A 13,741-nucleotide genomic window follows, 5' to 3' on the forward strand; every position below is an offset into this window, starting at 1 on the left:
TACCTGATTTCTCAGGTATGACGGTAATTTTTTATACCTGTGGTAAAAATTTAGCTCTATTTACAAACACGCTGAATAGTTACGATAAAATGAACCCTTCGACTGCCTTGGTTTATGGTTAGCTAGACGAACTACGCTCAGGGTGAAACACCAATAACCCTTTCTCGTTACTAGCAGTTAAAACGACTCGCTAAGATCCCAAATAGCATGATTATCGACTGTCGATGTTGAAACCAATTCATAACCTATATCGGTGCCATCCATACTGGGTATGCGAAAAAATAACTCAACATTATCATTGGCAGGTAAATCATATTCGGTTAAATACTTACCATGTCCTAGCTTATTAACGTCCAGCTCTGATGTAGCAAACCAAGTTAACCAGAGTAAAGCCGAGTCAGTAAACCCCGAAAAAATATAGACTTTTCCCTTACTCGGCCCATCGAATTTGGCAAATACACCATAATCAATATATTGCGAATGTGTTCGCTCTGGTTGCGGGTACACTTTATTGTGCTTAACGTCGGTTAATGTTTTTTCGACTTCATCGTAAGCTAATCCTGAACCTTTAAAGTAATTTTTTAAAATACCCATCTCGGCAAATTGACCAATATAAATAATATTAAACAGCTTGGTGTCTCTGGCTGTTAATTCATTGGCTTGAATAATGCGCGTATTTCTAAAATTTTCAGATAAAGTTAAAACACTTTTTAACGCCATCACTTGGCTTTTACTATGCACATTAACTTGCTCTTTTGTATAGACGCGCTCTTTTGCAGCGACTGAATTGAATAGTTGTGCGGGTTTTGCACCTAACACAATCAAGTTACGGGTTTTGGGGTGTAAATAATCTTGCCAAAGTGGATGAAGCCAATTTTGCTCAACACTAAGCGATTGCGGTGGCTGTTTGGTAATCAGCATTATATTCACCGCCAATGATATTAGCGCAATGGCTAACACAAGTTTGCAAAACACAGCAGAGGAAAAACGCAAATCAACAAAATAATTTAACAGTGAAACAGCCGATTGCGACGGTTTAGTCGTAGCGGCAATATCAGTATTCTCGTTTAAAGACGGATTGGGTTTACGCTTATCAATAAATACCAAGCGATACTCACCAACAGGGATGGATATGGCGAATGTTTCATTGATCCCTTCGTTAGTATAATACTCTTCTAGCTTTTTTCTGAGGCGTGATATATGTACTCTAACAGAGGCATCTTCCGCTACATTAAAGTCGGCGGTTTTTGCAAACACGTCAATCGCGATTTCTAGCTCTTTTGGGGGAACAACGGACTCTGACTCCTGGTCAATTCTTTCTATCTCTTTGTTAACCAAATATTCAAGTAACTTTTTATGATTAGTAGAGCGACCTATCGCACTGTTTTCATTAATTTTTTTAATGTGACGCTGCAATTCTTGCTTGCTTGGCATAAAACACATATCAATATCCAAAAAGTTAACTTTAAAAAGCCGTTACAAGAGTATTTGTTACTGTAACCTTGTATAAATAATGTAAACAATTTACCAAAATGACACATGTTACCGCAATTTTCTACTTAGCAGCAGCGGTTGTTATCTTTATATTGCTAACGCAGCTAACATTACTCTCGTTTTTACAAGGTCATTTTTTATATGCGAGCTTTATTATTTTCTCTTGTCGCCATTATTTTGTCAGGCCAAGCTTTAGCAACCGGCTGGCAATACAATAACAACCGTTTTGCCATCAGTGCCGATGGTAACAACCAAGCTGATTTTCAGCACAAATGGCCACGCGCAGATCCTGACGATTGGGGCGGCACGCCGGTCGCGTTAGCGATTATTGCCAAAAAGCAAGCCCACAAAAACCTAGTGCATTACTCTTACAACAATTTTATCGATGCACCACCTCACACCACTGAAACGAATGAAATGGCGATAGGGGTAAACGGTGCAATTAAGCATTGGGGATTTAATCCCGATAAATTTTTTGATGTTAGCCACAACAGCGAAACCGCGCTTGAACATTTAAAAGCTGAAATTGCTAAATCAACAAAACAGGATCCTTTATATTTTATTCATATGGGACCAACTGAATTTTTTTACCGTGCCGTGCAACGCGTAATAAAAGCCGGTAAAGCCGACAGCCTTTCTCATGTGTATGTGATTTCACACAGCGGTTACAACAACCAACATTTACGACGCGGCGATCCCAAGTTTGATAAATCCCCCGTTGCCCCACAAGACAAACACCACAAAATGAGTGAGCTGATCGAACTGACTGGCTACCGCATTAATTTCAAACAAATTCAAGACCAAAATGCCCAGTGGGATCCCAATAAATTATGGAGCTCTGAACATGACTGGTCGGTATGGGCATGGATGAAGGATCACAAAGATCCCAGTGTTCAATGGTTGTACGAGCGCATGCTAGTCAATGCGAAAGGGGTTGCTGATTGCTCAGATGCCGGCATGGTTTACTACCTGCTCACGGGCGATGACAATGGCAGCCCAGCTAAGCTACAAGCTTTTATTGGTGAGGGCATTAAAGCCTAAAGGGCAAGACAGCTCAATGCCGTTAAGTTAGCGGCATTGAGGTTCGACTCCCTAAAGCCACTCTCTACAGAGTGAAAACTCAACTTAACAAGAATAACTACACCTCAACTGTCAACGGCAACTTCAAACAAGCACTAATGGAAATAAAATGACAATAAAATCAAACAACAAGCAAACTCGGATTTCACCCCAAATCCCCTTAGTAAAAACCATACTACTAGGTAGCATGCTTATCTTAACCGCCTGTGGCGGAGGCGGCAGTAATGATGCCACCAGTGAAAAAGACGATCCCAAGGTTATCGTCGACCAGGATAAAGATGGCATAGCAGATGATAAAGACTTGTGCCAAACAACACCCGCCCAGTTAGCAAGTGATGTTGACACAAATGGTTGTCACGCGGACGAGAAAAACGACAGCGACGGCGACCAATTGGTTGACGCTGTCGATCAATGCCCTAACACACCAACTGCTTACAAAGATAAGGTTGATGCCACAGGCTGTCATACTGACACAACCCCAACGGTAGACGCCGATGGTGACGGAGTTGCCGATGCCATGGATCATTGTCCTGTCACGCCGCAAGCAAATAAAGACAATGTTGATGCACAAGGTTGCCATAGTGCAGAAGTAGCAGATAAAGACAGAGATGGCGTTGCCGATACAATTGATAAATGTACCAATACCCACAAAGATGCCGTCAATATCGACGCCGACGGCTGCGATGATGGTGAATATTACATCACGTTAAGCGCTATTAACTCAGGACGACTCGAATTTATCGCTGACGATGGACAATTTTTCAGCCGTGATCACAGTTACTATATCGGCCGTAATCGCGACCGAGAAGGGGCAACTTACATTGAAAAAGAAAATGGCGTAGACGTAACAAAATATCGTGATGTGTTAAATACCAATGATGATTATATGTACCGCCACCACAAATATGGCCCTAAATTTGAATATCGCTTACCTGTTGCAAACGGCAGCTATTTTGCCAAATTGCACTTAGTCGAAACCTTGTGGAATAGCGAAGTGGGCAGCCGTGTATTCGATGTAGCAGCAGAAACAGAAAATAATAAAGTGCTAACGGCAATCGACGTACATCAAGCAACCGCAGGCCGCAATATAGCCTATCAAGCTATCACTAATGAAATCTCTGTCGACGACGGCCAACTTAACTTGTACTTTATCGCCAGCACAGGTGATGCCATGCTGTCCGGTTTAGAGATCGTAAAAAAAGTCCATCAAGATCACGACGAGGACAACGACGGCGTAAAAAATATTAATGACATGTGCATATTCACACCAAGCGACTATATCGCTCACATTAATGACAACGGTTGCGCCCCTGACGAATTAGATGACGATAACGATGGCGTTATTAACGCAATGGATAACTGCGCAAATACTGAAAATATTGCGAATTTTCCAACAACAAACCGCCTTGTCGATGCGAATGGCTGTTCGCTTGACCAACTCGACAATGATAACGACGGCAAAGCCGATCACATTGACCAATGTGACAATACCCCAGCAGGCGAAGCCAATGTGGTTAATGCCAAAGGCTGTAGCGCATCCGAACTATCGCTGCTGACACAGGCGTTTAAAGAAAAAGACGGCTTGCTCGTAGTCGAAATGGAATCAACTAATTACCCTGCCGGTTGGCATTTAAAAACCGGCGACTTCGCAACAGGTAACCAATACCTAGAATGGAATGGCGGTAATTTCTTCGCGACACCTCACACTAATCCAACAACTGCCGGTTACATTGATGTTGATATCAAGATTACTAATCCTGGAACCTATCGCTTTATTTGGCGCTCGGTGATTGGCCACGGCACAAACTTTACCGAACACAACGACGGCTGGATCCGGATTGAAGCCAATAATTTTTTTGGATACAAGCAAAAGGACAACAGCACAGTCTGTCCACGTGAACAATTAGCATCTAATGCCTGTGTAGAAACAATCCCCGTGCATGGTGGCTCAGGCCAAGGTTTTATTAAACTATACCGTGGAGGCGGACCAGCGGATTATTGGACATGGATATCCAACGTAAGTGACAACAATGCCCACTCTCTATACGCAACATTCGATAACCCAGGCGAATACAAACTCACAATTGCTGGGCGTTCTAAATACTATGGTATCGACCGCTTTGTATTATTCCGTGATTCAGCCTTTGCCGCTAATAATAATGCCGGACCAACCCGAACTTTTTGGAATGCAAACTTGGTTAGCCACCCTGAATCATCAAGAGAGTAAAAGTCGCTAATAAAGCCTCACATTATTGAACCCATTTCACTAATGTGAGGTATAACTGTATCAAAACTATTGCTGCATTTTATGCCACACCGCGTGACTATCGACCTTTGACTGGGCAACAATTTCATAGCCCATGTCGGTGCCTTGCAAACTGGGTATTTTAAATAACAACTCAAAATTATCGCCATTATCTAATTCATAGTCACCGATATAATGACCAAACTCTTTTTGAGCATCGGCTTTATTACTGGTCGCAAACCAACTTAACCAGAGCAATGCTGAGTCAGTAAAACCAGAAATAATATAAAGTTTACTATGACGCGGGCCATCCAGCTTAGCAAATAAACCATAATCGACGTATTGTTCACTGTCTGTATTAGGTGCAACATATTGCTCCTGACTGGCTTTAGAAACTAAAGCCGTTTGCTCAACTCGATACGAAAAATGCGAACCATTAAAATAGTTCTGTAAAATCCCCATATTGGCAAAATGACCAATGTAAACCACATTCTTTTGTTTTAAATCGTTCGGGGTTAAATCTTCGGCATAAACAATTGGCGTGTATCTAAAATCGTCTGTCAGCGATAGTAAGCTTTTTAACGCTAATATTTGATTCTTGCTTATATTAAGCTGGTGATCAGGTTTAACCCATGTTGCCACCTCGTCTCTATTAGGTTCAGACAAGCTTGGCGCCCCCAATACAATCAATGTACGGCGCGGAAATTGAATAAAGTCTTGCCATAAAAAATGCGGGGCGGGCTTAACCTTGTTACTGACATGAGCTGGTGAACTCGCTAGCGACTGATTAGGTGTTTGATAATAAAAAAAGCCATGGAGTGACACACTCAATAAACACAGCACCGCCATTAGTATTAGGGTTTTGCGGTTTATTAAGGCATGACTGTTTAAGGTTTTTTCAGAACCATCCAATGCGCGCGTTTGCGCTAGACTATTTTCAGCAAAAGCTAATCGATATTCTCCCACCGGGATTGAAATAATAAAAGCTTCGTTTTTACCTTCGCTTTGATAGTACTCTTCGAGCTTCTTCCTTAATCGAGAAATATGAACTCGAACCGACGAATCCTCTGCAGTGTTAAATTCAGTGGTTTTGCCAAATACCTCAATTGCTATTTCAGTCTCTTTCGGGTTGTGTTCAACTTGTGACTTACGGTCATTTTTAGATAGTTGTTTATCAACCAAATAATCCAGTAATTTATTTAAATTAGATGAACGCCCCACCACATTGCTTTTATGGATCCGCTCAAGTTGCGCCAACAGCGCTTGTTTACTGGGGGTATAGCTCATTAGTACATCGCTTGTTTAATCTGGCACCCATTCAAAAGTAACCGTTACATATTCTGTTACACAAATAGATGTCACCGTTTTATAACCAGTACACCCTTATTGCAACCTAGACAATCTTAGTAAGTAGATTGTAAATTTTTTGTTATTGAATTTACAGATAAAATATAACTTTTACTAAGTCATTTATGAACAAACTACTCATTTCTTTAGGGACGCTTGCTATGGCGTGCCATTTTAATCTAGCCTTGGCTGCCGGTTGGCATTACGACAATAACCGTATTGCCATTAGTGCCGACGGTAACAACCAACCTGATAACCACCATTTCTGGCAATGTCATTAAGTTAAGCCTTTGCCTAGTTAGGCCGCTTATAATTCATATGATGCTTGGCTCCCAATTTAACGTTTCTAACAAAAGAGCGGCCTGGTCTGATAGCGTTGGTATGCCGGAGCATTTTAGATATTAGTTTGTTTATCTTCAACGTGATGTCTTTTAGTTGAAGTAGCACAATTATGTTTTGCTTCATTACACTAAGGGCCGCTGTGAAGTTGATTTGATAGCGCCGCTTGCGATGCGCTAACGTTTCATCAATCGTACTCTGCGCTTCGTTGACGAAAAGGCTGGTGATATTTTTACTTAAGACTTTTGCATAGAAATCTTGCTCGATAGCGACCTGTGACTTCCCAGAGAATTGCTCGATTTGAAGTCGACTTTTCATGATTTTGTAATCTTCTTCAACACCCCAACGCTTGTGATATAAGGGTTGAAATTCTTCATAAGGCAATCTGTCTTCATCGACTGACGTCATTAACACCTCCGTTTCACCACTTGATAGTGGCACTCTGACTAATCTCACCTTGAGCGGTGCTATTGATACCCCCAGCTCCTTACAACGCTGGATGGCAAACCGATTCGGGTGCAATTCAACCATTTCTTCTTTCTCATCAGATTGAATGAAGTTTTGAACTTGAGTGTTATAGTTGGAAAGCGTCCGCATGCAGAAATCGACACCGATATGACGATGATAAGCAAACATATAGAACGCTGGGTAACCTCTATCATAGATAACCAAATCACCTTGCTGAGTATGCGGTAAATGTGACAGCGCCATCGTGCGTTCATCTGTGTGATGTCCCTCAATACACGCGTCAATCGTCATTCGATGACTGATATCGTAGAGCTGAGACAGGCGGGCTAAGGGTCTCTTTCGACTTTCATCTGTTGGATTGTAATGGGCTTTCAGTTCCTTTGTTGCAGGGAGATTGACAGTTGAACCATCAACAGCGAGTAAGCGAAACCCATGCCACCGTTGACGGCAATGTTGACTATATTGGTTAACTAACACGCGGTTTAATTCAACGAACACCGAGGGGTCGAGCTTTTTTCTTGCTTGCGTGAAAGCCGAAGCGGTTACGTGAGAATAAGTACCATTGATTTGCTCAATGATATCAAAAAAGTTATCGAGCTCTTGTGCAGCAGAGCCTTTTACAAAATTCAGCAGAAAAGAGACAAGGTGACTGAAGGTTAACGAACGATTACGAGTAAAATCTTTAGGAGAAGACTTATAACGAGCAATAAACTCAGGGTTGTTTATCAGATTGGCTATATTTTGAACAATTTTCTTGCGGGATAAGTGTCATTAGATCAACCGTTTTTTTCAAAAAAATCATCGAATTATTAAGCACTTATTTTACCATATTTTTGCCCCCAGCATTCACCTTTTCTTAAATTAACGTTGGTTAGCGCTGAGCTTGCGAAGCCCAATCGACTAAAAATCCGACTAAAAATCGTTAACTTAATGGCATTGCCATTTCTGGCCCAAAGCCGATCCTGATGACTGGGGTGCTACACCTGCAACACTCGCTATCATAGCTAAAGCCAAAAAGCAGGATAAATTAGTCCATTTTTCCTATAACAATTTTATTGAATCACCGCCGCACACGACAGCCACTAATGAAATGGCAATTGGCGCTAACGGCGCAATTAAGCATTGGCAGTTTGATGCATCACGATTTTTTGATGTCAGCGCTAATTACCAAAAAGCGTTAAATCATTTGGCCGATACAATCGCCATTTCAACACAGGCTAACCCACTTTACTTTATTCATATGGGGCCGCCAGAATTCTTTTATCGGGTTGTCGAAAAAGTCGTACAGGCAGGCAAAACAGAAAGTTTAAATCACGTTTATATTATTTCACACAGTGGCTACAACGATACGCACTTGCGAAGGGGTGATCCTAAATACGATAAAAACCCAGTAGCAGATAATCAAAAACACCACACGCTTCAACAAGCCATTGCACTTAGCGGCAACCGCTTAAAATACAAACGCATTCGCGATCAAAACGGCGAATGGGATCCTAACTTACTGTGGAACTCGAAACACAATTGGCAAGTTTGGCAGTGGATGAAAAGCCATGAGGATCAAACCATAGGTTGGATCTATGAGCGCATGAAACGTCACCCTGACAACGTCGCCGACTGTTCAGATGCCGGTATGTTGTATTACCTGTTTACCGGTGACGAATACGGCAGCCCAGAAAAATTCAAACAGTTTCTTGGCAAAGGTGTAATGGCTAAAGGATAAGCCAATTTGGATGTCATAAATTTAGCCAGCTTTGCTCCTTTAAAGCTTATGGCATCCGCAATTTTTTTCCCATGTATAAACACCTTTTATCTTTATTTTAATTACCCAAAAGCAAGCATAAATAATGCTCGCCAATAAAAACAAGAGTTCAAACACAACACCAACCATAGCACTAAAATAAGGAAAACTATGAGCACGAATAAATTAACCCAACCGGCTCGTTGGCTCGGGCTAGCGATCTTACTCGCTACGCTCACCGCCTGTGGTGGCAGCAGTGATTCACCCACTAAAATGGATTCAGATCCCATTGCTAATCCTGATCCAAAACCGGATCCTGATCCAACGCCAGATCCTGACCCAACACCTACGCCAGATCCTGATCCAGCGCCTACGCCGGATCCTGATCCAACGCCTGCACCAGATCCTGACCCAACACCTACACCAGATCCTGATCCAACGCCTACACCAGATCCTGATCCAGCACCTACGCCAGATCCTGATCCAGCACCTACGCCAGCTCCTGAACCAACGCCTACACCGGATCCTGATCCAACGCCTACGCCAGATCCTGATCCAACGCCTACGCCAGATCCTGATCCTGCTGTCACCATCGACAATGTATACCAAGAAAAGGATGGCCTTATCGTAATTGAAATGGAAAATACCGATTATCCAACTGGCTGGGAGCTCGTCACAGGCAATGGCGCAACGGGTGACAGCTATATTCAATGGACACCTTGGCAAGCATTCCAAACACCTGAAGCAGGTTTGATTAGTATTCATGTCGAAATACACAACCCTGGGGTTTACCGTATGCAGTGGCGTAACTCTATTCGCCATGGCACATCACCGAGTGATCACAACGACACTTGGATTAAAATTTTAGCGCAAAATTTTTATGGCAAAAAACCAGACGGACATACAGTTTGCCCTCGTCAACAAGAACATTCCAATACCTGTGAAGGTGAAGCACCTGAAGGCAGCAGCGCAAAAGGGGCTTTTAAGGTCTATCGTTTTGGTACGCCAGCAGATGCTTGGGTATGGCACGCTTATACCAGTGATAATAACGCCCACCCAATTTATGCAGATTTTGCTGAAGCGGGGGTATACGAGATCCAAGTATCAGCGCGCTCAACCTACCACGCATTAGATCGCATGGTGTTATATAAAACCAACCAAGTCAGTGAAATAAGCGCCACCACTATCACAAATGCTGAATCGACTATCATGTCGACCACCACAGCGAAGTGGAACCCACCAGCACCTGAGCCAGAACCAGATACAGGCGACAATGGCGGTCCAAAACCTTCAGCCTTTGATGTGGCCGTAACCCCAATTGACGACAGCCTAGTTGAGCCAGCCGATTTAATTGTCACTGCACAAGCCGTGGACGCCACTGCGACAATGGTCAAAGCCACCTTATACATTAATGGTTTAGCAGTAAACTCGATTGAAGGTGCTGGCCCATACCAATGGACAGCCAACGAGGTAGGTGCCTTTGCCAAATTAACCGGTGGCAGACCAAATATAAAAGTTGCACTTGAAAATGACAGCGGTGAAATTGGATATCAAAAAACCAATGTGCGCATCAATGGCTTAATGGTAGGTACCTATGTCCATGCATATAATCTTGGCGGCTCTGACTATACAGCTAAAGATGGTCAGCTATTCACCGGCATTGGCTGGGCAGGCTTAACCACTAGCGAAGATATAATAGGCACTGAAGATGATGAGCTGTATCAAAAACAGCAAACCAGCGCAGGTTGGATGGCATTACATGGTGCAAGTTTAATCGGTGATATTGCATTAAACCCTGGTTCAACCTATCAAATTGACTATTACTTTGCCGAAATTGAGCACACTAAATCAGGTCAGCGAGCTGTGGATATTCATAATCAACATGCAAAAATCGCTAATGCACTGGATATCTTCGCGGCTGCAGGCGCCAATACCGCGTATAAACATGCCATTGTATTCACAGCGGTAGAAGATGTATACAAAACAGGCATGCAGACCAATGCGGTGGCCAGTTTTGATACACACGCAGCGATTGCCGCATTCTCGGTACGTTACCTAGATAGACAGGCATGGGATGATGACGACAGCGACGGTGTTTTTAACTTTGATGACAAGTGCGCGAGTACCGCAGTTGACGCAAATGTTGACGATAAAGGATGTGAACTTCCTTAACTAACAGGGAAATTATTAGTACCCCTAGCTAAGCCATTCTCACGTTGGGAATGGCTTTTATCTTTATTCCAGCAAACATCAAACCTTAAAAACAACATTTTACATTTGATTGATAATTTTTACATTTATAAAATTATTTTGATTGGTAATCTAAAACAATAACTTTAATTAAGCTCATATCAGTAACGATTCAGGGCGTAGAAAAATCGTTAAAGTTCAAGAAAAAAGCGCGGAGTTTATGAACATAAATGAGCACTTTCGACGCAGAAATTGGGCGATTTTGCAAGATACTGAATTGTTACAAAATATAATTATAATTGGACACTTCATATGCACTATTCCACTTCTAACAAGGTAATAGCTAGCGTGATATTGCTTTCATTAGCGCCGCTAACTTATGCCAAAGAAATTTATGTTAGCAAATCCGGCAACGACAGTAATAGTGGTGAACAGTCATCACCCTATTTAACCCTAAATAAAGCGGCTAACGAAGCGGTTGCTGGCGACACTGTATTCATAGGTTCAGGCACCTACGAAGAAACACTGCGTCCTGCCAATTCCGGTAGCCAAGATAATCCTATTATCTTCACCGCCGTTGACGGCGAAAAAGTGATTATCACCGCCATGCAAGCGCTTAACGGATGGCAAAAAGATAGCGGCGATATCTATAAAACAACAGTTGATTGGGATCTCGGCCAACAAAACTTTGTCATGCAGGGCGCAACCGCGATGGATTTAGCCCGCTGGCCTAACAACACCGATGGTGACCCCTTTACCCAAAACTCGTTACGCAATTCTGGCGGTAGCCAACCAGAAACCATCAATGATGCGTATTTAGATTACAATCAAGGGATCCCCGACATCGATTGGAAAAACGGGGGTTCACTGTATTTTTATGGCGACAAACCTGGCTCTGGTTGGACTACTTGGCGAGCTTTTATCACCGACAGCTCAGCAACGCGAGTCTATTTTGATTTAGATAAAAACCCAGCTTGGATCCGCACATTTCATGCGCCAGGCGATAAAGGTGACTTCTTTTTACAAGGCGTAAAAGGCGCGCTTGATTATCAAAACGAATGGTACTTTGACCCCAACAGCAAAGAGTTATTTGTCCAGCTACCCAATGGCGCTAAACCGAATGACGGCCAAGTAAAAATGCGTAAGCGGGTAAAAGCAATTGATTTAGCGGGTCGTAATCATATTCATATCAAAAATCTCGCGGTATTTGGTGGTTCAATAGAACTGACTGGCGGCGCTTCAAACAACCTAATCTATGGTGTTACTAGCTTGTACGGCAACTATACGTTAGGGGTTGTTAGAGGATTTAACTCGGGCAATCAAAGCATAAAAGTAGCTGGTGCCAATAATATAATCGAGCGCAGTGAAATCGGTTTTGGCTCTGGTTCGGGTATTTATGATTCTGGTACAAACACGCAAATCTTAGACAACTACCTTCACGATTTTAACTATTTAGGCGATTACGATTCTATTATTAACGCTCGCGGCGGTAATGGCACCATTGCTAAATACAACACCATTACTCGTGGTGGACGTGATGCTATTCAAACCGTGAATAACAATGCCGAATATGCCTACAACGATGTTTCGTTTAGCAACCTTATTGCCGATGATTGCGGCCTACTCTACACCTTAGGTGGCCCGCGCAATATGACCATTCACCATAATTGGTTTCATGATGCCTATTCAAGCGGAACCAAGAAAAAAGCCACTGGTATCTACTTAGACAACGACACCTCCGACGTTGATGTGCATCATAACGTGGTTTGGAATACGGAGTGGTCAAATATCCAAATCAACTGGGACGGAACGGATCTCAATATTTTCAACAATACCTTTATCAACGGCGAAAAGGTCATGGGGGCATGGCACAAAGAAGGCACCCAGTTTAGTAATGTAAAAGTTTGGAATAACCTATCAGACGATAGCAACTGGGAACCACAATCAGATAAGCAAAATAACCTTAGCTACCCAGCCAATAACTCACCGTTTATTGATGCGGCAAACGGTGATTTTAGATTAAAAGCAGGATCATCTCCGGTTGACGCAGGACGGGCGATTACTGGCTTTACTGACGATGTGACCGACAACAAACCAGATGTTGGCGCTTACGAACTCGGCGGCAACATGGCCAATTGGCAGGCTGGTATAACTTGGGAACGCAAATTTGGGCCAACAGGGCTAGGTTGTTATGGTTTACCCGGTGAAGATTGCCAAGATCCTATCACGCAAGATCCTGATGTTAGTCTAAGCCCAACGCAAACGGTTGACGAAGGCAAAGCTGTGTCGGTTACCATTGAGCTCAGTACACTAGCCATGACCTACCCTGTTACCATTCCTTATACGTTAAGTGGTACAGCTAATGCGGATGATCATACTTTATCAGCAGGCGATATTGTGATCACACAAGGACAAAGCGCTAACTTAGCTTTCGAGATTAAAACAGATACTAAAGTCGAAAATAATGAAACTTTGATCATTACGCTTGGCCAAGCGACTAACGCTAATACGACTGGCAATGTAACTCATACGATTACGATTAAGGATAAAACGCCAGTACCTGAGCCAACGCCGGAACCACAACCTGACGATAAGGCCGGCAACACAGAGAGTTCAGCAGGTGGCAGCCTTAGCGCAATATTTTTGTTAATGTTAGGTTGGTTGTATTGCAGACGATTGCAACGATTTGTTCAAGACACTTAAGGTAAACTTATAGGAAGCGGGAAATGCCGTGGCCGTCTGGAACAGACCACGGTAAACCGACCAGAAATCATTGCCTTATTCGCGTTACCTTAATCGCATTAGAGCAAGGCGCGCCGATAGTGTGCATACGACCTACA

The 13,741-nt window shown here is 42.8% G+C and carries 9 protein-coding genes; 6 read left to right on the plus strand and 3 right to left on the minus strand.

Translation table 11 applies throughout. From position 1 onward, the window contains the following. Positions 1–177 precede the first annotated feature (177 nt). Complete coding sequence (locus C2869_RS04045) at positions 178–1,443, minus strand: helix-turn-helix domain-containing protein (RefSeq protein WP_108601733.1); 1,266 nt, start codon at positions 1,441–1,443, stop codon at positions 178–180. A gap of 192 nt (positions 1,444–1,635) precedes the next feature. Between C2869_RS04045 and C2869_RS04050 the strand changes: the two genes are divergently transcribed. Together C2869_RS04050 and C2869_RS04055 are read left to right on the plus strand one after the other, a co-directional pair. Then, positions 1,636–2,535 (plus strand): hypothetical protein, encoded by a 900-nt coding sequence (locus C2869_RS04050; protein ID WP_108601734.1) that lies wholly within the window; start codon positions 1,636–1,638, stop codon positions 2,533–2,535. Between the two features lie 148 nt (positions 2,536–2,683). After that, on the plus strand, positions 2,684–4,801 hold the full coding sequence (locus C2869_RS04055; protein WP_108601735.1) for a thrombospondin type 3 repeat-containing protein: 2,118 nt from the start codon (positions 2,684–2,686) through the stop codon (positions 4,799–4,801). Positions 4,802–4,867: 66 nt separating this feature from the next. Here the strand turns inward: C2869_RS04055 and C2869_RS04060 are convergent, their stop codons facing one another. After that, a complete protein-coding gene (locus tag C2869_RS04060) occupies positions 4,868–6,106 on the minus strand; it encodes a helix-turn-helix domain-containing protein (protein WP_108601736.1) in 1,239 nt (412 codons plus the stop codon). Positions 6,107–6,291: 185 nt separating this feature from the next. Between C2869_RS04060 and C2869_RS22445 the strand changes: the two genes are divergently transcribed. Continuing rightward, positions 6,292–6,447, plus strand: a complete 156-nt coding sequence (locus C2869_RS22445) for a hypothetical protein (RefSeq protein ID WP_159084023.1) — start codon at positions 6,292–6,294, stop codon at positions 6,445–6,447. Between the two features lie 13 nt (positions 6,448–6,460). On the opposite strand, the gene C2869_RS04065 is transcribed toward C2869_RS22445, so the two are convergent. Next, on the minus strand, positions 6,461–7,723 hold the full coding sequence (locus tag C2869_RS04065) for an IS4 family transposase (protein ID WP_108601737.1): 1,263 nt from the start codon (positions 7,721–7,723) through the stop codon (positions 6,461–6,463). Positions 7,724–8,063: 340 nt separating this feature from the next. Here C2869_RS04065 and C2869_RS04070 point away from each other — a divergent pair, with 340 nt between their 5' ends. From C2869_RS04070 to C2869_RS04085, 3 genes are all read left to right on the plus strand, one after another. Further along, positions 8,064–8,693 carry a hypothetical protein gene (locus C2869_RS04070; RefSeq protein WP_108601738.1) on the plus strand — a complete coding sequence of 210 codons (630 nt, stop codon included), beginning with the start codon at positions 8,064–8,066 and terminating at the stop codon, positions 8,691–8,693. A 189-nt stretch (positions 8,694–8,882) separates the two neighbouring features. After that, positions 8,883–10,883 (plus strand): malectin domain-containing carbohydrate-binding protein, encoded by a 2,001-nt coding sequence (locus tag C2869_RS04080; RefSeq protein ID WP_159084024.1) that lies wholly within the window; start codon positions 8,883–8,885, stop codon positions 10,881–10,883. A 330-nt stretch (positions 10,884–11,213) separates the two neighbouring features. Beyond that, a complete protein-coding gene (locus tag C2869_RS04085; RefSeq protein WP_108601740.1) occupies positions 11,214–13,604 on the plus strand; it encodes a right-handed parallel beta-helix repeat-containing protein in 2,391 nt (796 codons plus the stop codon). The last annotated feature ends 137 nt before the right edge of the window (positions 13,605–13,741 follow it).

The sequence above is a fragment of the Saccharobesus litoralis genome, assembly GCF_003063625.1.
Lineage (GTDB): Bacteria > Pseudomonadota > Gammaproteobacteria > Enterobacterales > Alteromonadaceae > Saccharobesus > Saccharobesus litoralis.